Source organism: Kushneria phosphatilytica, assembly GCF_008247605.1.
GTDB classification, from domain to species: domain Bacteria; phylum Pseudomonadota; class Gammaproteobacteria; order Pseudomonadales; family Halomonadaceae; genus Kushneria; species Kushneria phosphatilytica.
Genome location: NZ_CP043420.1, coordinates 3,117,090 through 3,141,013, shown reverse-complemented (window position 1 = coordinate 3,141,013; position 23,924 = coordinate 3,117,090). Strand labels below are relative to the sequence as shown.

General features: G+C 61.1%; 31 protein-coding genes, 1 other RNA gene and 1 pseudogene. 7 read left to right on the top strand and 26 right to left on the bottom strand.

Features of this window, described 5'->3' with window-relative positions; all coding sequences use genetic code 11:
• Positions 1-65: 65 nt before the first annotated feature.
• Genes FY550_RS14560 through FY550_RS14540 form a run of 5 tightly spaced genes read right to left on the bottom strand, consistent with a single transcriptional unit; the run spans position 66 to position 5,073 of the window.
• On the bottom strand, positions 66-2,837 hold the full coding sequence (locus FY550_RS14560) for a phage tail tape measure protein (protein ID WP_070978063.1): 2,772 nt from the start codon (positions 2,835-2,837) through the stop codon (positions 66-68).
• Positions 2,791-2,958 carry a GpE family phage tail protein gene (locus FY550_RS17265; RefSeq protein WP_084388082.1) on the bottom strand — a complete coding sequence of 56 codons (168 nt, stop codon included), beginning with the start codon at positions 2,956-2,958 and terminating at the stop codon, positions 2,791-2,793. The genes FY550_RS14560 and FY550_RS17265 overlap by 47 nt, the downstream gene beginning before the upstream one ends.
• Positions 2,959-2,984: 26 nt before the next feature.
• Positions 2,985-3,299 (bottom strand): phage tail assembly protein, encoded by a 315-nt coding sequence (locus FY550_RS14550; protein ID WP_070978064.1) that lies wholly within the window; start codon positions 3,297-3,299, stop codon positions 2,985-2,987.
• 50 nt (positions 3,300-3,349) lie between these two features.
• Positions 3,350-3,862: a phage major tail tube protein gene (locus FY550_RS14545; protein WP_149054627.1), complete on the bottom strand. Its 513-nt coding sequence runs from the start codon at positions 3,860-3,862 to the stop codon at positions 3,350-3,352.
• A gap of 17 nt (positions 3,863-3,879) precedes the next feature.
• Positions 3,880-5,073, bottom strand: a complete 1,194-nt coding sequence (locus FY550_RS14540; RefSeq protein ID WP_070978066.1) for a phage tail sheath protein — start codon at positions 5,071-5,073, stop codon at positions 3,880-3,882.
• A gap of 222 nt (positions 5,074-5,295) precedes the next feature.
• Here FY550_RS14540 and FY550_RS14535 point away from each other — a divergent pair, with 222 nt between their 5' ends.
• On the top strand, positions 5,296-5,625 hold the full coding sequence (locus FY550_RS14535) for a YegP family protein (RefSeq protein ID WP_084388083.1): 330 nt from the start codon (positions 5,296-5,298) through the stop codon (positions 5,623-5,625).
• Positions 5,626-5,890: 265 nt separating this feature from the next.
• On the opposite strand, the gene FY550_RS14530 is transcribed toward FY550_RS14535, so the two are convergent.
• The 17 genes and pseudogenes from FY550_RS14530 to FY550_RS14455 all read right to left on the bottom strand — a co-directional run bounded on the left by FY550_RS14530 (position 5,891) and on the right by FY550_RS14455 (position 15,889).
• Entirely contained in the window at positions 5,891-6,505 is a 615-nt protein-coding gene (locus FY550_RS14530; RefSeq protein WP_070978067.1) for a tail fiber assembly protein, read from the bottom strand.
• Between the two features lie 2 nt (positions 6,506-6,507).
• Positions 6,508-7,698, bottom strand: a complete 1,191-nt coding sequence (locus FY550_RS14525; protein ID WP_149054626.1) for a phage tail protein — start codon at positions 7,696-7,698, stop codon at positions 6,508-6,510.
• A complete protein-coding gene (locus FY550_RS14520; protein ID WP_070978072.1) occupies positions 7,695-8,324 on the bottom strand; it encodes a phage tail protein I in 630 nt (209 codons plus the stop codon). Before FY550_RS14520 ends, FY550_RS14525 begins: the two co-directional genes overlap by 4 nt.
• Positions 8,317-9,228: a baseplate J/gp47 family protein gene (locus tag FY550_RS14515; RefSeq protein ID WP_070978074.1), complete on the bottom strand. Its 912-nt coding sequence runs from the start codon at positions 9,226-9,228 to the stop codon at positions 8,317-8,319. Before FY550_RS14515 ends, FY550_RS14520 begins: the two co-directional genes overlap by 8 nt.
• Positions 9,225-9,566 (bottom strand): GPW/gp25 family protein, encoded by a 342-nt coding sequence (locus FY550_RS14510; RefSeq protein WP_233350220.1) that lies wholly within the window; start codon positions 9,564-9,566, stop codon positions 9,225-9,227. Before FY550_RS14510 ends, FY550_RS14515 begins: the two co-directional genes overlap by 4 nt.
• Before the next feature lie 5 nt (positions 9,567-9,571).
• Positions 9,572-10,117: a phage baseplate assembly protein V gene (locus FY550_RS14505; protein ID WP_070978078.1), complete on the bottom strand. Its 546-nt coding sequence runs from the start codon at positions 10,115-10,117 to the stop codon at positions 9,572-9,574.
• Positions 10,118-10,202: 85 nt separating this feature from the next.
• Positions 10,203-10,658 carry a phage virion morphogenesis protein gene (locus FY550_RS14500; protein ID WP_070978081.1) on the bottom strand — a complete coding sequence of 152 codons (456 nt, stop codon included), beginning with the start codon at positions 10,656-10,658 and terminating at the stop codon, positions 10,203-10,205.
• The gene (locus FY550_RS14495) at positions 10,648-11,148 is read right to left on the bottom strand and encodes a phage tail protein (RefSeq protein WP_070978083.1); all 501 of its coding nucleotides are present in this window, start codon (positions 11,146-11,148) and stop codon (positions 10,648-10,650) included. Before FY550_RS14495 ends, FY550_RS14500 begins: the two co-directional genes overlap by 11 nt.
• Positions 11,145-11,363 (bottom strand): Rz1-like lysis system protein LysC, encoded by a 219-nt coding sequence (lysC, locus tag FY550_RS17120; RefSeq protein WP_267902466.1) that lies wholly within the window; start codon positions 11,361-11,363, stop codon positions 11,145-11,147. Before lysC ends, FY550_RS14495 begins: the two co-directional genes overlap by 4 nt.
• Positions 11,281-11,721, bottom strand: a pseudogene (lysB, locus tag FY550_RS14490) (Rz-like lysis system protein LysB); the annotation flags it as partial. The gene lysC and the pseudogene lysB, both read right to left, overlap by 83 nt.
• On the bottom strand, positions 11,718-12,221 hold the full coding sequence (locus FY550_RS14485) for a lysozyme (RefSeq protein WP_070978087.1): 504 nt from the start codon (positions 12,219-12,221) through the stop codon (positions 11,718-11,720). The pseudogene lysB and the gene FY550_RS14485, both read right to left, overlap by 4 nt.
• A complete protein-coding gene (locus FY550_RS16915) occupies positions 12,218-12,427 on the bottom strand; it encodes a hypothetical protein (protein ID WP_070978089.1) in 210 nt (69 codons plus the stop codon). Before FY550_RS16915 ends, FY550_RS14485 begins: the two co-directional genes overlap by 4 nt.
• Before the next feature lie 94 nt (positions 12,428-12,521).
• The gene (locus tag FY550_RS14475; RefSeq protein ID WP_070978091.1) at positions 12,522-12,731 is read right to left on the bottom strand and encodes a tail protein X; all 210 of its coding nucleotides are present in this window, start codon (positions 12,729-12,731) and stop codon (positions 12,522-12,524) included.
• Position 12,732: 1 nt separating this feature from the next.
• Positions 12,733-13,203 carry a head completion/stabilization protein gene (locus tag FY550_RS14470; RefSeq protein ID WP_070978093.1) on the bottom strand — a complete coding sequence of 157 codons (471 nt, stop codon included), beginning with the start codon at positions 13,201-13,203 and terminating at the stop codon, positions 12,733-12,735.
• 101 nt (positions 13,204-13,304) lie between these two features.
• Positions 13,305-13,985 (bottom strand): phage terminase small subunit, encoded by a 681-nt coding sequence (gene gpM, locus FY550_RS14465; protein ID WP_070978096.1) that lies wholly within the window; start codon positions 13,983-13,985, stop codon positions 13,305-13,307.
• A gap of 12 nt (positions 13,986-13,997) precedes the next feature.
• Positions 13,998-15,056, bottom strand: coding sequence for a phage major capsid protein, P2 family (locus tag FY550_RS14460; protein ID WP_070978098.1), 1,059 nt, complete (start codon positions 15,054-15,056; stop codon positions 13,998-14,000).
• Positions 15,057-15,070: 14 nt separating this feature from the next.
• Entirely contained in the window at positions 15,071-15,889 is an 819-nt protein-coding gene (locus tag FY550_RS14455; protein ID WP_070978100.1) for a GPO family capsid scaffolding protein, read from the bottom strand.
• A 143-nt stretch (positions 15,890-16,032) separates the two neighbouring features.
• On the opposite strand from FY550_RS14455, the gene FY550_RS14450 reads away from it, so the two are divergent.
• The 3 genes from FY550_RS14450 (at position 16,033) to FY550_RS14440 (ending at position 19,797) form a co-directional block, all read left to right on the top strand.
• Positions 16,033-17,850, top strand: a complete 1,818-nt coding sequence (locus FY550_RS14450) for a terminase large subunit domain-containing protein (RefSeq protein ID WP_407657370.1) — start codon at positions 16,033-16,035, stop codon at positions 17,848-17,850.
• Positions 17,847-18,914 carry a phage portal protein gene (locus tag FY550_RS14445; protein WP_199287814.1) on the top strand — a complete coding sequence of 356 codons (1,068 nt, stop codon included), beginning with the start codon at positions 17,847-17,849 and terminating at the stop codon, positions 18,912-18,914. Before FY550_RS14450 ends, FY550_RS14445 begins: the two co-directional genes overlap by 4 nt.
• Before the next feature lie 115 nt (positions 18,915-19,029).
• A complete protein-coding gene (locus FY550_RS14440) occupies positions 19,030-19,797 on the top strand; it encodes a DNA adenine methylase (RefSeq protein ID WP_070978105.1) in 768 nt (255 codons plus the stop codon).
• A 37-nt stretch (positions 19,798-19,834) separates the two neighbouring features.
• Here FY550_RS14440 and FY550_RS14435 read toward each other — a convergent pair whose 3' ends face one another.
• The 3 genes from FY550_RS14435 to smpB all read right to left on the bottom strand — a co-directional run bounded on the left by FY550_RS14435 (position 19,835) and on the right by smpB (position 22,004).
• Complete coding sequence (locus FY550_RS14435; RefSeq protein ID WP_070978107.1) at positions 19,835-20,665, bottom strand: HNH endonuclease; 831 nt, start codon at positions 20,663-20,665, stop codon at positions 19,835-19,837.
• A 423-nt stretch (positions 20,666-21,088) separates the two neighbouring features.
• Positions 21,089-21,470, bottom strand: a transfer-messenger RNA (tmRNA) gene (ssrA, locus tag FY550_RS14430).
• Positions 21,471-21,524: 54 nt separating this feature from the next.
• Positions 21,525-22,004 carry an SsrA-binding protein SmpB gene (gene smpB / locus FY550_RS14425; RefSeq protein WP_070978109.1) on the bottom strand — a complete coding sequence of 160 codons (480 nt, stop codon included), beginning with the start codon at positions 22,002-22,004 and terminating at the stop codon, positions 21,525-21,527.
• Positions 22,005-22,170: 166 nt separating this feature from the next.
• Between smpB and FY550_RS14420 the strand changes: the two genes are divergently transcribed.
• Entirely contained in the window at positions 22,171-22,605 is a 435-nt protein-coding gene (locus tag FY550_RS14420) for a type II toxin-antitoxin system RatA family toxin (protein ID WP_070978112.1), read from the top strand.
• Positions 22,595-22,897 (top strand): RnfH family protein, encoded by a 303-nt coding sequence (locus FY550_RS14415; protein ID WP_070978114.1) that lies wholly within the window; start codon positions 22,595-22,597, stop codon positions 22,895-22,897. Before FY550_RS14420 ends, FY550_RS14415 begins: the two co-directional genes overlap by 11 nt.
• A gap of 20 nt (positions 22,898-22,917) precedes the next feature.
• On the opposite strand, the gene FY550_RS14410 is transcribed toward FY550_RS14415, so the two are convergent.
• Positions 22,918-23,328 carry an outer membrane protein assembly factor BamE gene (locus tag FY550_RS14410; RefSeq protein WP_070978116.1) on the bottom strand — a complete coding sequence of 137 codons (411 nt, stop codon included), beginning with the start codon at positions 23,326-23,328 and terminating at the stop codon, positions 22,918-22,920.
• A 73-nt stretch (positions 23,329-23,401) separates the two neighbouring features.
• On the opposite strand from FY550_RS14410, the gene fur reads away from it, so the two are divergent.
• Positions 23,402-23,857 carry a ferric iron uptake transcriptional regulator gene (fur, locus tag FY550_RS14405; protein ID WP_070978119.1) on the top strand — a complete coding sequence of 152 codons (456 nt, stop codon included), beginning with the start codon at positions 23,402-23,404 and terminating at the stop codon, positions 23,855-23,857.
• The last annotated feature ends 67 nt before the right edge of the window (positions 23,858-23,924 follow it).

The window sequence follows — 23,924 nt, the reverse complement described above, 5'->3', positions numbered from 1 at the left end:
TAGGGAACATATCCGTGAAGGGAAGAAGGAAGTTGGTTCTGATCCCACACCGAAGAGCAAGGAAGTTACTCCCGATCCCACATCGAAGACCGCTGGCGCGCAGCCCGCTCCTGTTCCCTCCGATCTAGCTCGCGACTTACGGCTTTCGCGATCGCATGCTCGTCGCTCCCGGGTGGGGCGGTGATCGTGATGGTGTAGTGGCTGGTCGAATTATCCGTGTAGCTCGGTGCTGCCTGCTGGGAAAGCGGCGGCCGCGAGTCGAACCGGATCGGCTCGCCCTGATCGATGCCGGGTGCGGCCACGGCAGGCAGGGCGAGGGCGCCGAGCGCCATACCGGCCCCGGCGCGCTGCACGTTGCGGGCGATCTCGGCGACCCGCCGAGCGGGTTCGTGGCGCTGGGCATCGAGGCCGACATTCAGACCATCCACGGTGTAGCCGCCGAGCTGAGTGAACACGCGGCTTGGTGAATGGATCCCCAATTTCTCTTTGAACCATCCGGCGACGCTGCCGGCGATGCCGGTTACCCGATCCTTGAGCGCGGCCAACTTGCTCGTCAGACCGCTGATCAGGCCCTCAATCGTCCAGCCACCGAACTCCATGAAGACCCGCGACGGTGAATTGATCCCGAGCACGTCCGCGAACCAGCTTTTAACGCTGCTGGCCATGCCGGTGATCCGGTCTTTCAGCGCGCCGATCTTGCTGGTCACGCCGCCGATCAGGCCATCGACGATGAAGCCGCCCAGGCTGGTGAACTTCTCCGGGATCTCGATGCCGAGCTTTGCCAGCCCGGCGGTGATGCCGCGATAGATCAGCGCGATGGGGTTCCAGTTCATCAGCAGTTTCATCACGCTGCCGACGCCACCGTTGAATGCCGTCTTGATGTCTTCCCAGCGATCCCTGAAGAACTGACTGATGGGCGCCCAGTTCTGATAAATCATATAGGCTGCCGTCGCCAGCAGGGTGATGGCGATGCCGATTGGATTGGTGAGCAGTAGCCGACCGGCCATTGCCAGACTGCGGCCGATCAGCAGGATGCCTCTACCCAGTGCCGGCAGGATGCGGCTGGTCAGTGAATAGATCTTGCCGCCGAGGCCCTCGGTGCGCAGGCCCAGCATTGCCATGCCATAGCGCACGGTGACTATCGGGCCGAGAATCGAGGCCAGCATGATGGTAAACGCGCCGCCCACTGCAACGAGCGTAGCGAGCCCGGCAGCGGCTTTCGCGATACCGCCGGCCAGTTCCGGATTGGCCTTGATCCAGTTTCCGATGCCCCGGGTGATGCCGGTGACCTGCTGGATCAGATCGCGCAAGGGGCCTTCATTGGTATCGGTGATCGAGATGCCGACCTCTTCCCAGGCCGAGCGCAGATTCTTGAGGTCGCCGCCGATGTTGTCGGCCATGGTTTTGGCCATGCGGTCGTTCTCACCACTGGCGACCCTGAGCTTTTCGATCAGCTCATCCAGTGCGCCGGTGCTCATCTGGCTGACCAGCTCCGCCATGCCCGAGCCGGCTTCGGCGCCGAAAATCTGCTGTAGCGCCTGCTTCCGGTCGGCGTTGCCGAGATCCTTCGTGGCATTGTTGATGTCGCGCAGAATCTCCGGCATGGAGCGCATTTCGCCGTCGGCATTGGAGACCTGCACACCGAGATTTTTGATGACCTCGGCAGCCTCCTTCGACGGATCGGTGAGGCGGTTCATCATGCCGCGCAGCGTGGTGCCTGCCTGACTGCCCTGAATGCCGATATTGCCCAGCAGGCCGGCCATGGCGCTGGCCTGTTCCAGGGTCAGGTCGAGATCCTCGGCACCGCCGAGATACTTTACCGTCTCGCCCAGCTTTTCCAGATCGACATTGGCGCGACTGGCTGTGGCCGAAAGCACATCGGCTACATGCCCCATGGCACCTTCCTTCTCCAGATCGATCTTGAAGGTGCCGGCAATGTTGGAGGCGATATCGGCGGTGCGGCCGAGTTCGGTGTTGTTGGCGATGGCGAGGTTCAGCACGTCCTTCATGGATGACTGAATCGCCTTGGCACTCATGCCGGCCCGCAGCAGGAATTCCTGCCCGGCGCCGACCTGGCTGGCACTGAACTGGGTGCTGGAACCGAGATCGCGGGATTGCTGTTTCAGTGCCTTGAACTGCTCATCCTTGGCATTGAAGCGGCCGACCGCCTGTACGGCGCTCATCTGCTCGCCGTATTCCACCCCCGGCGCGAGTAGCCGGCCGGCACCATAGAGTGCCGCGCCACCGGTGGCCAGCCCGGTGAACCCTGAGCCGCGCATGGCATTGGCCCGGCCGACGCCGCGATGATACTGATCGGCGGCCTGCTGAGCTTTTTTCTGCGCTCGGGCCACCTCGCCCATCTTCCGCTTTTGCGCGTCGAACTGCTGATTCGCTTCGCGGATCTGTTCGGCCAGTCGGTTCTCGCTCTGACCGAGGTTGTCGGTGCTGACGCCGCCCTGTTTGAGGCTGGATCGGAGCTCGCCCAGGCGGCGGCGCTGGTCGCCCATCTTGCCGGTCAGGCGGTCGACTTCATCGCTGGCCTGTTTGAACTGGCGCTGGAATTTCTCGGTGGGGGCGTCGGTCTGCTTGAGCTCGGCACGCATGTTGCGCAGCCGTTCCTGCGCGGCGGCCAGTGCTTCGCCGTTCTCGCGGGTGGCTTCCTTGAGTTTGCGGAATGAGCCGAGGTCGCGCTGTTGGCGTTCGAGATCTCGCAGCGCCTGCTTGCTGGCCTTCAGAGCGTCGGCCGTCTTGCTGCTGCCCCGGGTGATCTTCTTCAGTGGGGCGGTGGCTTTATCGATGGCGTCGAGAACGACCTGAAGCTTTAGCGGATTGGCCACGATTGCCCTCGTCAGGATTGCTGCGTTTGCGGGCGCGCTCGCGCCATTCCATCAGTTCGCGCAGGGTGAATTCCGCGCAGTCGGCGGGCGTCCAGTGAAACACGATGGCCAGATCGGCCATCGCGTCCTCGACGTTGCCGGGGAGGTTTATGCGGCTTCGCCCCGTGCCCGCTTCGTCAGCAAAAAACCGGCGATTTCTCCACCGCACTGGACCAGATCGGCGGGGTCCATCTGGCGCACCTCGTGCTCGGTGAGCGACGGGTTCGAGAGGCGCGGGATCAGCTTGATCAGCGCGTCGGTCTGCATCTGCAGCACGTCGGCGAGATTGACGCCGCGCAGCTCGCCACTGGCCGGCTTGCGCAGGGTGATCTGCTCGATGGTCGTATCGCCGCGCTGGATGGGCGTGTCGAGCTCGATCGGCTCGCTGACGTGTGCGGTAGTGTTTTCTTTGGCCTGGGCCATGGTGCTGTTCTCCAGTGCTGATTCAGGTTCGGAGTGTCAGTGGTTCGCGATCAGATGCCCAGCGCTCGCCGGCGGGCAGCCAACCGATCTTCGCCGTTGACCTTGAACACGTAGTTCGGCAGATCGATCTCGATCTTGGTCGAGCCGTCGATGTCGAGGCGGTAGTAGCTGAGCGTGCTGGTGATCTGGTGCTCGGTGTTCTCGCCGCTTTGCGCGTCGCCCATGTCGATCTCGGTGTGCCGGCCACGCATCACCACTTCGACGGCGGTGACTTCGTCGACATCGTCGCGTTCATAGCTGCCTGTCATACGCAGGATGTCGGCGTCGATGCGGCTGGTACCGAAATTGTCGAAAATCGACTCGATCAGGCCGCCAACGGTCCACTGACAGGTGATGAGCCCATCCATACCCATGTCGATGCCGACCGGACCATCCATCCCACCCCCGCGCCATTCCTCAACGTTGCGCGAGAGGGTCGGCAGGGTGACGGACTGCACCTGCCCCTGATAGCTGTCGCCATTGCCGAACAGGTTGAGGTCTTTCAGTTTCTTCGGGAGTGCCATTGCTCAGGGTCTCCTGCTCAGCTCGAAGCCGTGTTGCCGCCGACGCGCTCGGCGAAATCAGCGAGGTAGGTATCGGTGATGCGCTGCTGAAATCCCAGATCTTCCAGCGGCGGTACCGGGGTGTAGTCGTAATCGATGCGCAGTTTGCCGGCCTTGAGGCTGGTCGCGGTGTTGAGCTCGGTGTTCAGCCAGGCGGTGCCGTCGATGATCAGGCCCAAGGCGCGCAATTCTGCGAACTTGGCGTTGACGCCTTCGATGATGTCCTTCGCGAGCGAAGCATGAAGCGGTTTGTCGACAGCCCAGAGATGCGCCTCGGCAATCGTGTCCGCGAGAATCTGCGCGGTGCGGGTGTAGTTCTCGAACGGGAACAGCGATTCCGGCCCGGCGCAGGTGCGCGAGCCCCAGAAGCGGTAGCCGCTCTGATTGATCAGCGTGGTGACGTCGGCGGCGTTGAGGATGCCGGCATCGGTGTCCGGGCTTTGCAGATCCCAGAACACATCCCGGCTGATGCCGGTGACGCCGTTAACTGTGACGTTGGAAAGCGTCTTGTGCCAGCCGGTGGTCTTGTCGAGTTTGGCGCGCAGGCCGAGCGCCCGGGCCACGCTGCTGACGGCCTTGGTCGTCGAGTCGGCAGTGTCGAACGCGAGAAACCCGGGCCAGATCACCATCAGTTCGCGGGCGCCGAAATTGTCGCGGTAGGCGGTAGCGTCGGTGATGGCCTCGGCGCCATCTGCGTGGACATAGGCGAATGCCCTCAATTTCTGCGCGATGCTGACCAGCTCGGTGGCGACCGGCTGGGTATCGAGCTCGGGCACGCCGAGGATGCGCGGCGTCACGCCGATTTTCTGCTTCGCCGTCAGCAGCGCCTGCAGGCCGGTACGCTGACCCAGCTCGGTGGTGGTGCCGATGACGTTCGAGGTGGTTTCGTCGGCATCGATGCCTTCTTCGACGCGGACCACGACGATGACCGGCGAGCACTGATCGCCGATGGCATCCAGCGTGCGACGCAGGGTGCCCTGGGTGCCGGCCTGGCCGATGGCCGTCGAGACATTGGTGATCAGCGCGGGCTGGTTGAGGGGGAATGTCGACGCGTCGGCGTCCGATGCGGTCGCGACGATGCCGATGATCGCGGTGGCGATGGTGCGAATGGTGCGGGTGCCTTCGTTGATCTCTTCAACGCGCACACCGTGATGATATTGCGAGAGTGCCATGGTGAGTCCTGATCAGGGAAACGGGGCAGAATCGGTGTCAGGGCTTCATGGTGTGGCGGGGCGTAGGGCATGGCGAGCGCTGGGCGTTGTAGAACTTTGGTTTACATTATTTGCTTTATGTTGCGAAGTGTAAATATATTCGTTACTTCTTGAAGAGTGTTCAAGCTTTAATGCCCGAAAGGGACGCTCTCTCTAACTCAGATGAATTAACAGGAAGAAACCATGGCAGGTTATTACGAGTTAACACGACGAGGTGGCCACTACCACTTCAATCTCAAGGCCGACAATAACCAAGTTATTTTGAGCAGCGAAACTTACGAGTCGAGGGCCGGAGCTCTCAATGGCATCGGATCATGCCAAGAAAATAGCCCTCACGATGATCGATATGATCGACTCACCGCTAGAGACGGGAGCCCGTATTTCAATCTGAAGGCTCGTAATGGTCAGGTGATTGGCACGAGTGAAATGTATTCTTCGACTCAAGCGCGTGAGAATGGGATTGCTTCATGTAAGACAAACGGTCCTACCAAGGATATTCGCGATAAGACTTGAGTAATAAAGCCCGCCGATTGGCGGGCTTTAGCGACTAGCTTTCGAGTGCTTTCTCAATGTTGCGAATCTGCTCATCGGTTAATTCATCTCGACGACTGCTTATGATTGTTTGCAACAGCGCTCTTGATTCACCTCCCCGGGAAGTATTGTCTTCAAGATTCATGTCCCGGATGAGGCTGTTTATCGTTTGGTCTTCGTACATCGTGGCTACTCGAGTGGCTGCAGGAGTGGCCAGAAGGCCATCACGACTTGGTTTTTGGCAACGTCAAGCCCCGGGCACGGACGCTTCGATCTGCTCAAACTGCTCGATATACGTCTGCACGAGTGCGTCGAAATCGGCATCATCGCCGGCATCTCTGATAGCTCCCTTCCCGGCCAGCCGAACGTGCCGGACAGCCAGCAGCAGATCTTCAGCACGGCCGGCGGCTTCGGCAATCTGCTCGGCAGCCTCAATAGCACTGATGCCCTCGGCATCGGCCCATGCCTCGATGGCCGGTGGTACCGGCGCATCATCGGACTCCCGAGCGCGCCATTCGGCAAGCGCGTCGTTTACCACGCGGTATTCGGCATCGAGATACTGACCGATCGAGCGGTCAGCGGCGCGGGCCTGATCGGCAGCGCGGTCGATGCGAGCGATGGCGCGGGCGCGGCGGGTTTCGGCGGGCTCGGGCTCAGGTGGTGGCACGTCGATCCATGTCGGGGTGCCAGCAGCATCGGCTGAGAGCATCTTGCCGACCGGCGGGCTACTCAATGCGTATTCGCGATACTGGGCGTCGGTCACGTCAACTAGATCATTCGGCCATGACTTTTCCGCGCGATAACGTGCTTCGAGCGCGACCGAGTAAAAGGCTTTTTCCGAGGGGCTGAAACGGTGCGGCATGGTTATCTCCCGACTCCGAAATACGTCAGCATGTAGTGCTCTGTCCCTTGATTGGTTCCTGATACACGTACCGATTTGCCTGACATCGCGGTCTTGCCAAGTTCTGCAACCGTCCCGACCAGCTCAGCGCCTTCTGACGGGCCGTCAGTTATATCCCGGGGAATGGGTAGACCAAAATAACAAGCCTTTGGAAAAGAAATCGGCCAGTTGATCGACCATGATGTATAAGTGTGTTTGTGGTCATACTCTGAATTCGCCGAACCATCGCTGGTAGGTCCTGATAAGCTGACCTGCCCCCACTGAAAAATGAAACCGCCCAGCCATGTCGGCAGTGCCAGATAGCCGGTCTCACCGAATGACGACTCGAATCCGAGTCGCGCCCAGGCGCCGAGCTTTGATGCAGTCACGACATTATCCCCGCTGCCGTCGTTGACCTCCTGCTGAGTTGCGATACCGGCCTTGGATGAATTGCCCAATGCAGCCAGAACACCGTGCACAGTGGTGACAGCGCTGCCGAACACAGATAGCGTTGACGTGAGCCCGATCTGATCTGCCTTGTGTGCCTCCGTGGCTTTCTCGTGTCCGGCAAGCATCTGGCCGCCAGTATCCGGCGTCAGCACCCGCTTTTTATCCGACCGATTCTTCGCTTCGGTGCCATTGGCCAGCTCGACGAAACCCAGCGCAGTGGTCGTGGCCTCCGGATGATTGCGGCTCTCTGCGTGGTCCCTGATTGAGTCATCGACATACTCTCGCGTGGCCAGTACCACGCCGGGATCGACCTTGAGGGTCACGGCGCTGGTGTCCGAGACCATCATCACGAATCGCACCGTCTGGGTGCGTGAACTGCCCTCGCTGAGCTGGGGCTTGTAGGTCTCGGGATAGTTGCCGATGGCGATCAGATCGCCATCTTCATCGAATACGCCAACCTCGCGGATATACCAGCCGCCCACACTCGGCGGGAGCACCTGTTCGACAACCAGCCAGTTGGGATTGTCGGCGTCGGTCTCGACGCGATTGACCTGCGCCCGGCGCACCTCGTTAACCAGTGCCGTGGCGCTGGCATCGATGGCCGGGACGCTGCCGCCCCCGTCGCCGACGGCGAGTTCGCTGATCGAGAAGGGTTCGCCCACCGCCATGGCATTGGCCAGTTTGGCCTGACCGATGTCGGTGAGCAGGGTATAGAACTGGCTCATGCCGCGCTCTCCTGCGGGTAAACGGTAGTGGAGTCGATGAGATCGAGGCCGGCGCCCAGCCAAGTGGTGCCGGTCGAGTCGGTTTCGGGAGCGATGAAGGGGTAGACGGTGGTGATGTCACCGTCCTGGGTGCCGGTACCGATGTAGAAAGGGCCGCGCGTCTCGCCGAGCAGGTCGAGTCCGACGATATGCCGGGTCAGCGGCTTGGCGTCTTCGACCAGCCGCGTCATCTCGGTATAGGTACCCTCGGTGATGCCGGTATCGGTGACGCCGATGCGCAGGGCGAACGTGCCGGGCTCACCCTCGGGCGATTGCTGCCACCACTCTTCAACCTCAAGCAGATAACCGAGCGGCTCGACCACGCGCCTGAGCGCGGAGATCGTGCCCTTGTGCTGATGAACGTAGAACGCGGCTTTCACCACGCTGCGTTTCGCGCTCTCGGACCACGTCGGATCCCAGCGGTCGACTGAAAACGCCCAGGCGAGATAAGGCAGCAACGGGGCCGGGCAGGTGTCGGGATTCCAGAGCGTGCGCAGCGGTACCGGGACGCGTTCGAGTTCGGCCAGCGCCTCGGCGGCGGCACGCTCAAGCGCGGTAGCGTTCGGGGGCAGGATCGGGCTACTCATCGGTGCCACCGTTCGCGATGGTAATACCGGTGCAGTGCGAGGCCTGGGTTTCGTCGATCACCAGATCGTCACTCGGGCTGGTCAGCTCGACACGCTGCACGCCCTCGACGTGTAGCGCGGCATAGATCGCGGAGAGGCGAATATCGCGTCCCAGCCGGCGTTGCTCGCTAACATACGTCTCAGCCTTGGCCTGCGCAGCGGCGATGATTGGCTCCTGCTCGGGGCCGGGGTAGAGATAGAGCGTGGCATCGATGGCGTAATCGACAATGCGGGCCGATTGCACCGTCAGCCGGTCACCGACCGGGCGGATGTCTTCCGCCGAGAGCGCTTTCTCGACGATGTCGAGCAGCTCGGCATTCGCCTCGCCGGTACCGGCCTGTGCCAGCACGGTGACGATGGCGACACAGGGCGAGGGGCTGATCGCGGTGGCGTCGGCCACCCGGCCATCGGCGCTGAGCGCATGAAACACGTAGGCCGCCCGCGGTCCCGCGACGCTCAGGCCGTCGAACGCCCGCTGGGCACGCAGGCGCAGATCGGTATCGCTCTCCAGCGTGGGCGGTACCGGTGGCACGGCATCCGGATCGCCGGGATCGACGGTCAGTTTGGTGACGTTGTAATTGGCCGCGAGCTGGGTCAGATCATCGCCGCCGGCGTAGGCCAGCATCACCGCCCGGGCGGCCTCGTTGACGCGCTGACGTAGTACGACCTCGCGATAGGCATTCTCTTCCAGCAGCTTGGTGATCGGCTCGGATTCGAGTTCGAGTTTCGCGGCGATGTCGGCCTGCTCGTCGGCATCGTAGAGCGAAACCAGCCGCTGTTTGCGCTCGGCGAGGATCGACTCATAGTCGAGCGTTTCGACGATGGCCGGGGCCGGGAGCTGGGAGAGATCAATCGGGCTGCTCACTGCGCACCCCCGAGCGGTACCGTCATATCGATATCCTCGCCGGAGTCAACCAGCCGGGCAGTCATGACCAGCGTCAGCCGGCCGGGGCGGTCAGTGCTGACCAGACGCTGAATCTGCTGCACGCGGATGCGGGGCTCCCAGCGCATCAGCGCGACGACGGTCGCCGAATAGGCGCGCAGGGCCGTGGCGCCATTGAGGGGCTGGTCGATCAGCTCGGGCAGCAGCGAGCCGTAATCGCGACGCATGACGCGCGAGCCGATGGGAGTCGTCAGGATATCGGCCACGCTTTGGCGGATATGGTCGATGCCGGTCAGGGCGGTGCCGGTGGTGCGATTCATGCCGCTCATTCCGGTGGCCCCGATTTGCTCGAACCGGACTCGACGCCGGTGGTGACGTGGTGGACCAGGCTGATACCCGAGGCGACCACGTCGGCATCGCAGGTCGTTTTGCCGGTGGTGTGGAGGGTGCCGTCGATGGTGACCGGGCCGGTGATCTTCACGCCCTTGGGCGCAGCGACGGATGCCGAGCCGGGCAGATCAGCACGCAGATGATGGGCCTTGTGGTCGTACTCGATCACGGCGCCGTCGGGCATCAGCCAGTGGGTCAGGTTCGGGTCATGGACAGGCACGGGGTACGCGTCGGAGTTGACCGACGGCAGCACTATAGCCGCACGCAACTCGCCGCCCGGGGCCAGCAGCACGACCTGCTCGCCAACGGTCGGCGGGTTCCAGCTGCGGGTCGCGCCGGCGCGGTCGACCTGCCACGGCAGCCAGTCGGTCAGCAGGTCGCCGCACTGCACTCGCACACGCACGGCAGCGTGATCGATCTCGGCCACGGTGCCGAGGCGGATCAGGTTGTGCAGCAGTCGGGCGAGCTCGACAGGATTCATGGGCGTACCGGGTGCTGATGGGTATGGGGCTATCGTCGGCAGCGTTGGCACCGATGGCGAGCGCTGTGCGTTGTAGAACCGGGCGTTACAGCGCGCCGCCGAGGTGATCGAGGATCAGATCGCGGACGTGCTCGCGGTCGGCCTCTGAAAACCCCAGCAATTCACGCTGGGCGTATTTCACTCGCGGTCCATTCTCGGTAACGCGGTCGCGCAGGCCGTACTGGTGTGTGCGGGCGATGCTGGCCACGCGGCCGAAAAATCCCACTGTCGCGCCGTCGGGCGATGTTCGGGTGCGCAGGTATTTGGCGGTGCGTAGTTTGCTGAACATGACGCCGCGCCGAATCGCACCCTGCCGGTCGCGGCTTTTGCGCGGAGCGAAATCCGAGCCATCCGGGTTCTGCTGGCGTTTGATGCGCTCGCGCTGGGCGCGGCGCAGGTCAGTGGCGACCACCCGGGCGAGGCGGCGGCGTTCGTGCGCATCGAGCCGAGCGATCAGCGGTGCGAGCCAGTCGTCGAGCTGCTGCATGTCGTCAGATGCCATCGCTGCCTCCCGGGGTATCCCACTCCGCTACCGGGGTGTAGTCCTCGTCGCCGGGGGCGCGAATCATCATCTGCCAGTGCGGAGCGGGGCATTCCTCGCGCTCGAATCGCGGCATGCGGTGATCGACCCGGATCTGCCCGGTATCGCAGTCGCGTTTGGCGACCACCCGCTCGGTCAGCTGCACGCGCAGGGCGAGATCGACAGCGCTGTTATTGAGGATCTCCGCCTCGAATGACACGGCCTGCTGCGGGTCGAGATCGGGCTGATAGACCGAGAGCCAGTCGAGCAGCGGGATCATGATGGTATCCACCTCATCGGCGAAATCGGTCAGCACCAACTGGGCGGTGAAGGTGTAGCCGTGGGAGAGATTGGGGCCGCGCGCGAACTCGATGGTGCCGTCCTCGACGAAGGTCAGCAGGCTATCCGGGTCGCGCTGCAGGTGCGGTACGGCGTCGATCAGGTATTGGCGTAGCGCTGTGAGCTTTTTCATTCCCCGGGCTCCGCTGTATGGCAGGCGATGATGGCGTCCACCTCGGCGGCACAGCTCGCCCAGGCGGCTTCCGTCTTCTCCAATTGCAGGTGCAGTTCACCGTTGGTCATGGGATGGCTCGCCGGCAGGGTGCAGGGGCTCGGCGTCGCGCAGCGCTTGACGATAATTGGCGGCGCCGGTGACGGCGGGGCGGTTGCGCAGCCGGATAACCCGATCAGGCAGGCGAGTGTCAGCCCACTGGCGAATCTGTTCGTTGTCATGCTGCAGGCTCCTGATCTGCTCCAGTCGGTCGGAGGCGACGCGCTCGAGGGCGGCTTTCGTGTTGGCCAGCGCCCGTCGCTGGGTTTCGAGACGCTGGGCGTTATCCCAGAGGGCATCGATCACCAGCTGGCGTTGCGCGGATTCCGCGAGTGCGGTATCGCGAGCCTGCCGAGCCGTTGCAGCGTCCGTGAGGGCAGTGCGGTATTCATGCCAGGCATACCAGCCACCGGCGCCGGCGAGCCCGGTACCGGCGATGATCAGCCAGACCCTGATCGGTATCGCGCCGAGCACGCGTCCCAGCAGCCCGCTCATTGGTCGAGCCCCTGCATGCAGAGCTTGCGTTCGGCCGCGCGGCGATTGACCAGCCCGGCTAGTTTGCGGCCGTCGGCGTAGACCCAGCGCATCAGCTGATTGCACGCCGCACGAGGCTTTCCAGCGTTGAGTCGCTTCAGCAGTGTCGAGTCCCGAAACGCGCCCGGCCCGACGTTGAAAATAAAACTGGCCAGCGCCGCCCGGCGGGGTGTCGGCATGTTCTGGTTGATGCCGGGATCGACGTAGCGGTTGATCGCATCGAATGCCCGGCCGAGATCGCCGGCGAGCAGGTCGTCGCACTCCTGCTGCGTCTTGGTCTGATGCAATTTGACGGTCGGGCCGGTGTGGCCGGTGCAGATTGTCGGGATGCCGACCGGGTCGGCGTAGGATTCGAGGCTGGTGCCCTCGTAGTGTTTGACCACGCCGATTGCGAGCGACAGGGCGCCACCGGCGACGACCCCAATGGCGCCACCACCCGCCCAGCGTCCGATGTTTCTCATCTGCCTCCGCCATGGCGGCCGCGCCACCAGTCGCGAATCTTTTCGAGATACTTCTGGCCAACCAGTCCCAGCTGCAGCAGCAGATAAAGCAGCGTCAGCACACTGACCCAGTCCGCCGGTGTCATGCCACCGGCGTGCAGGATGGTGACAAGTAGCGGCGGCGTGTTCCGGCCGACCTCGGTAGTGATTTGGAGCGGGCTGGCCATAAGTGTTCCTGCGTAGGCTATGAGCAGCGTGATCAGCACGCCGATTGGATCGGGCTGGTGTTGTCGGTGGTTTCGGGTGCGTGTGGTCATGGCGTCAGTCCCACAGCTGCACGGTCCGCGCCTTCGGCGCAGGCGTTGTGATGTCGGGGAGGGTGATGGCCGTGGCCATCGGCAGGATCGGCCCAAGCTCGCAGAGCCCGGGGTTCGCGGCATAGACGCGTTCGGTCACGTCGGTACGGCCGTAATAGCGCTGGCAGAGCCGGTCGAGAGTATCGCCCTGCTGGCTGCGCACCGTGCGGGCCATCTCAGATCAGCTCCACGGTGACGTGGCTGCGGCCGGTGATCTCGCTCACGGCATAGCGGGCGTCGCGCCGGTAGCTGTCGCCGGTGTACTCATTGAGATCGCCGCGATCCCGTGTGCTGGCTGTGGCGTCGTAGTCGCGGTAACGCTCAAGGAGCTGCGCGTGTGCCTCGGCAAACACGGCGCGCTGATAGAGCGCTGGGTAGATGTTGGGCGGCTGCCAGTCCGGGGCAGGTACTGCCTCGGCAGTGAGGTAGCCGGCCTCGATCTGCTGGGCTTGCCAATGCCGCAGGATGCGATTGGTCGTTGCCATTGCGGTCAGCAGCACGTCCTGCACGCGCACCGGGGTGACGGTGCCGTCGATGCGATGCGTGGCGCGAAAATCGGCGGGGTCGATCTCGGGCCAGAATCCGTTGTTCTCAATCGGCTCGGCGGCGCGGGCGCTGGTGTTGCCGGTGGCGATGAAGCTGCTCATTGCAGGGCCTCGGGATTAATCAGGGGGTGGACGACGGCTTCGGGAGAGCGTGGTGCTTTCCGTCGCCGTCGTGCCCCCTGGCGTCGGCGGTCGACTCGGGTTCAGCCCTCGGGGCTGGTGTCTGGTTGCGGGTCCTGCTGTTTGGCGATATCGCGCTCGATCTTCTCGATGTCTTTCTTCACGCCCACTCGGTCATTGAGCTCCAGCGCGCGCTGGTAGTGCGTGAGGGCGTCGGAGAGCTCGCCACGTGCGCGATGGCCGTTGCCCAGTGCCTTGTGCAATTTGGCCCGGATGGGGTCGTGCATGTCGGCCTCATGAGTGAGGGCGTCGATCTCGATCAAAGCATCGAGCAAGGAGTCGTCATCGTCGGGCAGTGCGAGTGCCTGATCGGCGGACTCTTCAACGAGGATCGCGGCGGTGGAGCGCTGGAACTGCTCGCCGGGATCGAGCTGATAGCGCATGGCGTAGCGGGCAATCGGCAGGGCGCCGTCGATATCGCCGACATCGATGCGCCAGAGCATGACGCGCATCAGCACCTCATCCTGCGCACCCTGACCGGCATCGAGCACGCCATCGACGTACTCGGCGTAGTTCGGCAGCAGCTCGCGCTTGACCTCGATCTTGCGCTCGACCGAATGGATGGATTTCAGCCGGCGATAATCCTCGAACAGCTGTGCCTGCATGAGCTCGAAGGCATCGCCGTGCATCGGCTGGTTGCCAGCGTCTTCGGCCGCCTGTGCGGCCGAGACACGTTGGAAGTGGCGTCGAGCGAGGCTTGTCATTACTGCCCTTCCTTAACCGTTGAGTGCGGTAGGAGAGAGCTCGATATTCTCGACCAGGCAGCCGGCACCAAAGTCTTCGACGACATAGGCATCGTTGGAGCTTTCGTAGTTCTCGATCCGATTACGCTTGGGATTCTCGGAGACGTAGCGGCGCCGAGCACCGTTTTGCCAGTAGAGCGATAGGTTATCGAGCGTGGTAACCATGAGCGCGTTATCGGGGAAATAGGGGACGTCTATTCCCTGCAGTCCGCCGATACGTTTCTGGCTGATTACCATGTCGGCAGCCATTTGTTCGCTGGGTAGGCTCTGATTAAGCAGGGGGAAATACTTGTCCGCCATGAGGCTGCGCCCAACGATCACCACAAGCCCGGGAGCGCGGCGATACCAAGGCTCAATCAGGTTGTTCACGACGTCATAGACCAAAGCGTCGAGCGTGGCGTAGTCACCAACAATACCGCTGGTATTGCCGTCGGCATCCTTGGCTTTCGTGGGGTCGATCACTACTCCGGCGCCGTTTTTGCCTTTCTGGAGAACCCTTTTCTGCGCTTGAGTACGGTAATGCTGGAGCCATCCGATGTTGACGTCCTGAAGCATGGGGTTGGCCGCGGGGTCGGTCTGTACCGCTGCCGATTTGCCATTGAACCCAATCATCAATCGATCCAACGCCTGCTGTTGAACGATCGCGTCGCGGATCAGCGCTTGGAAATTGGGGAACTTGGCCCAGGCATCGAGCTTGGAGTAGCCAACATGAGTATCGAACTCGGTCATCCGGCACTCGTATCCCTGAGCATCCAACGTAGACAGGTCGCGAGTCTTGCGGTCCTGTTTGGAAACGTCGGTACGGGCGGCGATAGGGCCCGAGATACCCAGAGCCAGTTTTTCACCTTTCAACTCGTCGACGCCGATCATGTTGATGCGGCTCAGAAAGTCACTGGATTCCTGAATCCGTTTTTCCAGACGCTGCTGAATAGTGGGCTCGACAGCGAATTTTTGAGTGGCGTCAGGCACGCCATTGAGCGTCGCCACTTGCGAGGCAAACTTGTTGAACAGGATGCGGGTTTCGTTACGCATGAGGCGGTGGTCTCTCAGCAGTCGGTTTCGATAGTGCCGTCGCTGCCGGTAGCCGGCGTGCGCGAGTGATGGCGTGGGCTGTTGTCGAGCTGGGCATACAGCTCATCGAAGCGGGCCTTGAGCTGGTCGTGCGCCTGCTTCAGTTCGCTGTGCTCCTCGATGGTGGGGCGCTTTTCCAGCTCGGTTTCGAGGGCGCCATAGCGCTCGACGATAACGCCGAGGGTCTGCTCCAGATCGCCCTTGAAAGCGGCAAACCCTTCACGCGTTTTGGCGTCGTGCTTTTTAAACAGCGCCTTGACGCTGTCGAGCAGCGAGGGTCGTTTGTCGGGCTCGGGATCGCCCTCGGAGAAATCGAGTTCGGTTTCCACGGCGGCGGAGAACAGGTTTTCGGCGCGTTGCTTGCGACCGGCCAGCGGGGAGGCATCACCGGCCCCGGCACTGAATTGCAGCATCTGGGTACCGAGTGACGCGGGCGAATCGGTCACGGCCAGGCCGACCAAGTAGGCTTCACCGGTGTCGGCAAATTCCGGATCCACTTCCATCGAGGTGTAGATCTTCTGGCGCTTGTCATTGAGCGCCTTCAGCTCATCGGTCGGGTTGATCTGCGCTAGCAGCTGAACCTTGCCGTCGCTGTTCTTTTCGGTCTTCAGCGCGGTCACATCGCCGTAGGCCTTGAACGGACTATCCGGCAGCACACCCCGAATGTGTTCGAGATTGACCCGGCACCCGTATTTCTCCGGATCGAAGTTCTTGGCCATCTGTTCGAGCCACTGGCTCGTGATCTTCCGGCCGTCTGTTGTCGCGCCTTCGGTGGCGATGCGGAACCATTTCATTGAGTGTCCTCGGGGCGGTGCGGTGCTGTATGGGCGTCAGGTTCCGCGCTCCGCTGACATCCCTCAACGCTTCCGCGTTGTAGAACCGAGGGTTACAAGCCGGGGGCCAATATCGGTAGGCGGCAGGTCGGTACGCTGGCCGCATGACGACCGAAGGCCCCGCGATGACCGACACAGTAGAATCGCCCGAACTCACGATGGACCAGGCCGACGCCACCCGGCTGAGCGCGCGCCACCTGTATTGGATGGGGTGGCGCATGTCGCGCATTGCCGAGTTTCTGGACGTGCCGCGCGGCACCATCGCGAGCTGGAAGCAGCGTGGTAAGTGGGATGACGCCTCACCTTCGCAACGGGTCGAGGGGGCGCTCGAAGCGCGGATGGTCCAGCTGATCGCGAAGGATGCGAAAGAGGGGAGAGACTTCAAGGAAATCGATCTGCTGGGCCGGCAGATCGAGCGGCTGGCTCGGGTGCATCGGTACGAGGAAACCGGGCGCGAAGCGGATCTCAACCCGAACATCGAGCGGCGCAACACCGGCGAGAAGAAGAAGCCCGCGCGCAACGATGTCGGCGATGAGGGCGTGATCCAGATCGTCGAGGCGTTCGAGGCGTCACTGTTTGATTATCAGCGCCACTGGTACCGGGCCGGGCAACATGAGCGCATCCGCAACCTGCTCAAATCGCGCCAGATCGGCGCGACCTGGTATTTCGCCCGCGAGGCCATTGCCGATGCGGTGGAGACCGGCAAGAACAAGATTTTCATGAGCGCGAGCAAGGCGCAGGCGCACATCTTCCGCAACTACATCGTTCAGTTCGTCAAAGAGACGACCGGCGTCGAGCTCAAGGGCGACCCCATTGTGCTGGCCAACGGCGCCGAGCTGCATTTCCTCGGCACGAACGCGAAAACGGCGCAGGGCTACCACGGCGATACCTACCTCGACGAATACTTCTGGATCAACGGCTTCGAGCAGTTCCGGAAGGTCACCAGCGGTATGGCGATGCATAAGAAGTGGAAGCAGACCTACTTCAGCACGCCGTCGTCCGTGGCCCACGAGGCCTATCCGTTCTGGACTGGCGAGCGGTTCAACAAGCGCCGGGCCAAGGCGGATCGGATCGAAATCGATGTGAGCCACGCGGCGCTGGCCGGTGGGGCACATTGCGGCGACGGCCAGTGGCGCCAGATCGTGACCATCGAGGATGCCACTGCCGGGGGCTGTGATCTCTTCGACCTCGATCAGCTGCGCTTGGAGTACTCGGATGACGAGTTCGCGAACCTGCTGATGTGCGAGTTCGTCGACGATTCGCAGTCGGCATTCCCGATGATGACCATGCAGCGCTGCATGGTCGATTCGTGGGATCTCTGGCGCGACTGGAAGCCATTTGCCGCGCGGCCGTTCGGGAATGCCCCGGTGTGGCTGGGTTATGACCCGGCGGGCGACGGCGAGGGCAGCGACGGTGCCGGGCTGGTCGTGCTGGCCCCGGCGAAGAATCGCAATGACCGGCACCGGATACTCGAAAAGCATCGGATCAAGGGCCATGACTACGAAGCCCAGGCCGAGTTTATCCACGAAGTCAGCCGCCGGTATAACGTCCAGTTCATCGGTATCGATACCAATGGCATGGGCGAGGCCGTTGCCCAGCTGGTCGCCAAATGGTTCCCACGCGTGACGCGCTATCGCTACACGCCGGATTCGAAAGCGGCACTGGTGCGACAGGCACAGCACATCATCGAACGTGGCCGGCTGGAGTTCGACAGCCGGGACGTGATCATCGCCCAAAGTTTCACTGCCATCCGCCGCGAGCTCACCGCGAGCGGCCGGCAGTTCACCTATTCCGCCGGGCGCAACGCCCAGACCGGCCACGCGGATCTCGCGTGGGCGACGATGCATGCCCTCAACAATGAGCCGATCGACGTACTCGCCGAGGGTGAGCGCGGCGGCTCGATTATGGAGATGTCTGAATGACCGCCACGGCAGATAAGCCGCGTCAGCGCATGTATGCGCAGTTCGAGCAGCAGCCCGCAGCGCCGGCACCGGCGCGGGCGGAGGCGTTCACGTTCGGCGAGCCGGTACCGGTCACCGACCTGGCTGATTTTCTCTATACCGGCTGCTGGATGATGAATGCGCGCTGGTATGAGCCGCCGATCGATCTGCCCGCACTGGCCAAAATGTATCGGGCGACAGCGCACCACGGCAGCGGGCTGCAAGTGAAGCGCAACATTCTGAGCCGGTCGTTTATTCCACATCCGCTACTCGGGCGCCGGGCATTCCGGGAGCTGGTAACCGATTATCTGGTGTTCGGCAATGCGTATCTAGAGCAGGTGCGGGGTCAGCTGGGTCGGTTGCTCGACCTGCGCCCGGCGCGGGCGAAGTACGTGCGACGCGGGACCGAGGTGGGGCAGTTCTGGTGGGTTACAAATTGGCAACTGCCCAATGAGTTCGAGCGCGATTCGGTGATCCATCTGCTGGAACCGGACATCAATCAGGAGATCTATGGCGTGCCGGATTACCTCGGCGCGATGCAGTCGATCCTGCTTAACGAGAACGCCACGCTGTTCCGCCGCAAGTATTACCTGAATGGTAGCCACGCCGGTTTCGTGATGTACGTCAGCGATGCCGCGCAGAATCAGGAAGACATCGATGCGATGCGCGAGGCGCTGAAGAACTCGAAGGGCGTGGGCAACTTCCGGAACCTGTTCCTGCATTCACCGAATGGCAAAAAGGACGGGGTGCAGATCATCCCGATCAGCGAGGTTGCCGCGAAGGACGAGTTCGCGAACATCAAAAACACGACCCGCGATGACACCCTGGCCGGTCACCGGGTACCGCCGCAGTTGATGGGGATCATCCCGAACAATACCGGCGGATTTGGCGACATCGAAAAGGCGGCACGGGTGTTCGTGACCAACGAGCTCGAACCGCTGCAGGCGGTGTTCGAAGAGATCAACGACATCGTGGGGGAAAGGGTGGTGCGGTTTCGGCCGTATGATCTGAGCGGCACTGCGGATGAACGTCTACCAATGGAGTGAAGGTGCGCCCGGCGGGGCTGGCCGGGCGCGTCAGGGATGCGAGACAGGCAAGCCACTGACACCACGATTCTATTAGTTGCCCGTTTCTGACGGGCCTGACTCAGGGTGTCGCAGTATGACCTTACACGCCAAACCGATTCTTCCGTGGATGGGCGGCAAGCGCCGTCTGGCCAAACAGATCCTGCCGATTTTCCAGCCGCACCAGGCTTACGTAGAACCGTTCTGTGGCGGGGCTGCCCTTTTCTTCATGAAGGAGCCCAGTCCTGTGGAAGTGATCAATGATGCCCATGGCGAGCTGATCAACCTCTATCGCATCGTGAAGCATCATCTTGAAGAGCTGGTGAAACAGTTTCGCTGGGGATTGGTAAGTCGCGAGGAATATCTGACTCAGCGTGAGATAGAGCCGCGTCACCTTACTGATATCCAACGGGCCGCGCGATTTTTCTACCTGCAGAAGCTGGCTTTCGGGGGAAGGGTAGAGGGGCAGACCTTTGGCACCTCTGCAGTCAGTCCGCCCCGGCTCAATCTATTGCGCATCGAAGAAGATCTCAGCGCGGCTCATCTTCGATTGTCACGCACGCTCATCGAACACCTGGACTGGGCGGAGTGCATCAGTCGGTACGATCGGCCAGGCACGCTTTTCTATTTGGATCCGCCCTATTGGGGGACAGCCGGCTACGGTGTCGACTTTGGACTCGAGCAGTACGATCGTATGGCGCAGCTGGCTCATGATGCCAAAGGGCAGGTAGTGATCAGCGTGAACGATATCCCCGAAATGCACGCGGCTTTCGAGGGACTGAGTATCCGACGCACGACCTTGCGCTATCAAAACGGGAAGCAGGCCACCGAGCCTCGAGGAGAGCTGATCATCTCGAATCGATAGGAACGGAGTCTCGAAGGGCCGCCCAAATGGGCGGCTTTTATCGTTCATCTATGAGCCGATCGACTTGCTGGATGGCCTCCGTAATCAGCTCATCTGGATTGGCGGCATGGTGGAAGCGTCGATGGCAGTTTGGGCAAACGGCAACTGTGTTCGTGGTGGTGTCACTGCCACCTGCAGCAAGCGGTCGGACATGATGTACTTCGAGATAGGGAGTTCCATCACTGCGGTGAAAGGGAGCGCTCGAACCGCAAAATTCACATATACCTTGTGCCTGAGCTATTACCCAAACCACCACCTTCGGATCCCGGGCATAGGTGACTACTGTTCGAGCGGCAGCTTTTGGCATAGTCGTGCCAAGTAATGTGTGACTGTCGTCGCTCGGTGCTTCGGAAGGTTTGGTGCCTGCATGTATTTGCTGCCCAAGGTGTGAAGCGTTCGCTATATCATTCCAGAATGCTCTATCAGCGTTTGGATGGTGCAGGAGGATTCGCTTGGTGCGGTTCCCGCCTTTGGCTGGTGAGTCAGAATCCGCTCTGATTTTCTCCTGCTCTCTACCAATGAGATGATGAAGCCGTATGCAGTCGAAGGATTGCAGAGGGATATCCCTGCGCCCATCGATCGCGATGCTTAGCTCTTCAATAGAAGAGCGTGCTTTCAGCATGAGCTGTGAGACGACATAGATGTAAAGCGAGTCGAGCCCGATAGCTTGGCATCGTTGGAGTAGTATTGTCAGAGCGGTACCGTAATCGCTGTTTCGATGGTTGCCACTACGAGAGGCAAGTACCAATCCCTCCAAGCCCTGAATGATTTCGAGACTGTACTGAGCGTTCAGTTCTTGTCCCGCATTACCGATCACCCGCTCTACCATGCTTCACCTTATCCACAGCTGGTTGGCTGCATCCTAAGCCGCCGGCGCGCCGTCGACTCCCCGCCCCGCCTGCGCGCTAAATGGGTCGGTTTTGATGCAGTGCCGCAGATTCTACAACGCCAGCCGCAGCACGGGCTGCGTGGAAGACTGGAGCAGGGGAAAACGTTGCGATTTGTTGCGTTTTGACCATACGGAAAGAGAGACGTGGGCGAGGTGATGATGGAAGACTCAGGAATGGGAGATAAACCCTTCTGGAAGGGCTAAAAATGTTGCCTTAAATGTTGCCTTGGCTATGCCCATCACAGCCCATTTCATGCCCATCTGATCAATTTTTGTCCATGGGTGTCGCTAAGTAAAAGTGCCATAAGTCACTGTTTAAGCAAAGAAAAGGGCCGCTGATTGCTCAGCGGCCCTTTTGCTGTTTGGTGGAGGCGGCGGGAGTTGAACCCGCGTCCGCCGGTGCTAGCCCTTCGGATCTACATGCTTAGTTCCGTCTTTTGGTTTAGCCGCATCGGCTCCGACGATCAGGATCCGATACAGCGAGTCTCCGGAGTTTTAACGAATGACGTGAAGACGCCGTCATTCGCGATCCTGTCAGCTTTGGCTCACGCCCATCCACGATGAACAGGCACATCGCTTCAGGGTAGAAAGATTACCCGCAGGGTTTATGCTGCGAGTGCACCTTCCTGAGCATAGGTTTCGTCGTTTGCGACTATTTTAAAAGTAACGTTGGATTTACGAGATACGCTACGCTCTCGGCATGCACCTCAGGGATCACTACCGGCGTCGAATCCGGAACGCCCCCGATACGTTTCTCAGTGTATGTCATGAATGCGGGTCATGTACAGCCGTATAGCTGTTAGCGTGGGCTACGCATGATGCGTGCCTTCTGGCGCTCCCAGTCACGCTTTTTCTCGGTATCACGCTTGTCATGCTGCTGCTTGCCTACCACCAGTGCCAGTTCGCACTTGACCAGCGGGCCCTTCCAGTAGAGTCGCAGCGGTACGCAGGTATGGCCCTTGTCCTGGGTGCGAGAGAAGATTCGTGCGATCTCCTTCTTGTGCAGCAGCAGTTTGCGAGTGCGATCCGGCTCCACCGCCGTATGTGTACTGGCAGTACTCAGCGGCGTGATATGAGTGCCCAGTAGCCAGGCTTCGCCGCGACGCACCAGAATATATGTATCCACCAGCTGACAGCGTCCGGCACGCAGGCTCTTGACTTCCCAGCCGCTCAGGGCCACACCGGCTTCGAAGGTTTCCTCGATGAAATACTCATGCCGAGCCTTGCGATTCTGGGCAATCAGATTGCCACCTTGTGCCTTGTCTTTCTTCTTGCCCATGGGTGTCCTGTGTGATGTCTCGGATGAAATGAGCAGTGTAAGCTATTATTCACGCGATGAGTCGGGGCCGGCAGACCACCGGCCATGCTGTGTTAAAATAAGTTTTCATTGGATTCAAATCGGTCATGATACGCCTGTGAAGCCATGGCCGTCAGCGGAGAGGTGAATGCCTAAAGTCAATCGCTCGGCGCTGGTGCGACATACTGACCGACAGATGTTCGACCTCGTCAACGATTTTTCCAGCTATCCAGAATTTCTGCCCGGTTGCCGCCATGCACGTGTTATCGAAGAGCGTGAGAATCTTTTGATCGGTGAACTGACGCTAGGGCGGGGCGGCATCGAGCAGACCTTCAGCACCCGCAATGAGTTGCACCCTCCTCAGCGCATTGAGATGAGGCTCAATGAAGGCCCTTTCAAGCGCTTTGAAGGGCAGTGGCTGTTTACCTCGATGGGCGATGAGGCGTGTCGTGTATCGTTGAATCTGGAGTTCGAGTTTTCCAGCCGTCTGATCGGTATGGCCTTTGGGCGTCTGTTCGGCCAGATTGCGGGACAGCTGGTAGATGCCTTCGTCAAACGCGCCGATGAAGTTTATGGACGCTGAGCGTATAACCATCGAGCTTGCTTATGCTGAACCGGCCGATCAGCAGGTCATGGCGCTGGAGGTGATCCCGGGCACAACGGTACTTGAGGCATTCGAGTCCTCCGGGTTGCGGATTCGTTTTGCTACCCTCGCTGAAACGCCAGCGGTGGAGCTCGACTTTGGCATCTTCGGAGAACCTGTGCCCGACCCAGCCTCCCGAGTGGTGCAACCGGGCGATCGTATCGAGATTTATCGCCCGCTCAGGCGCGATCCGAAGCAGGCGCGCCGGGCGCGAGCCCGGCATCAGCGCTGATGCCGGATCGCAAGATGAGATCAGTAGCCGCCGGTCTGATCGGGCGAGACGACTTCACCGGGCTGGATCGCCGCACCGGAGGCAGGCGCTCCTTCATTCGTGGCCCGCTCACTGGCATTGATATCGCCTGTTTTCTCGATGTTGGTCAACTGGCCGTCATTGAAGCTCAGCGTGACTCGCTTGCGAATGATTTCTCCATCAGCGGTTTTCAGGCGGTAGACATAATCCCATACCGACGCATCGAAGGGATCATCCAGCAGCGGACTGCCCATGATCTGCTGGACATGCTGTCTACTCATTCCGGGGTGTAGCTGAGAGACCATATCGGCAGTGATCAGATTGCCCTGCGGGAGATCTCTCTTGTAGACGCATCCTGCTGTCAGAATACTGATAAAGCAGCAAAAAGCGACGAGTCTGAACGTGTTTTGCATTTGCCCCTGACTTTCCCTATCGTTTGCCTTAGCCGATCATACCCGATACATCAAGTGACTGCGAAGAGATGCCATGTCCGATAGAAATCAGGAACTGCGCAAGGCGGGGCTGAAGGTCACCCTTCCCCGTGTGAAGATCCTGCAGATCCTGGAAGCCACCCGGGAGGCAGAGGAGCTCCACATGAGCGCCGAAGACGTCTATAAGGCGCTGCTCGACTCCGGTGAAGACGTGGGACTGGCTACGGTGTATCGCGTTCTGACTCAGTTCGAGGCTGCTGGTCTGGTGGTACGTCATAACTTTGACGGCGGTCATGCGGTCTTCGAAATGTCACAGGAAGAGCATCATGATCATATGCTCTGTCTGGAAAGCGGCGAAATCATTGAATTCTTCGATCAGGACATCGAACGCCGCCAGCGTGAGCTGGCTGAGCAGCGTGGTTATGAGCTGGTGGACCATGCCCTGGTACTGTATGTGCGTCCGAAAGGATCAACGGCGACACGGCAGGATGGTGGTGGTAATCGACGCTGATTACGGCTAGTGGCGCCGAGTAGCCTGTAAACGCATGAAAAAGGGGGGCGCTGCAGTCTGGCTGCAG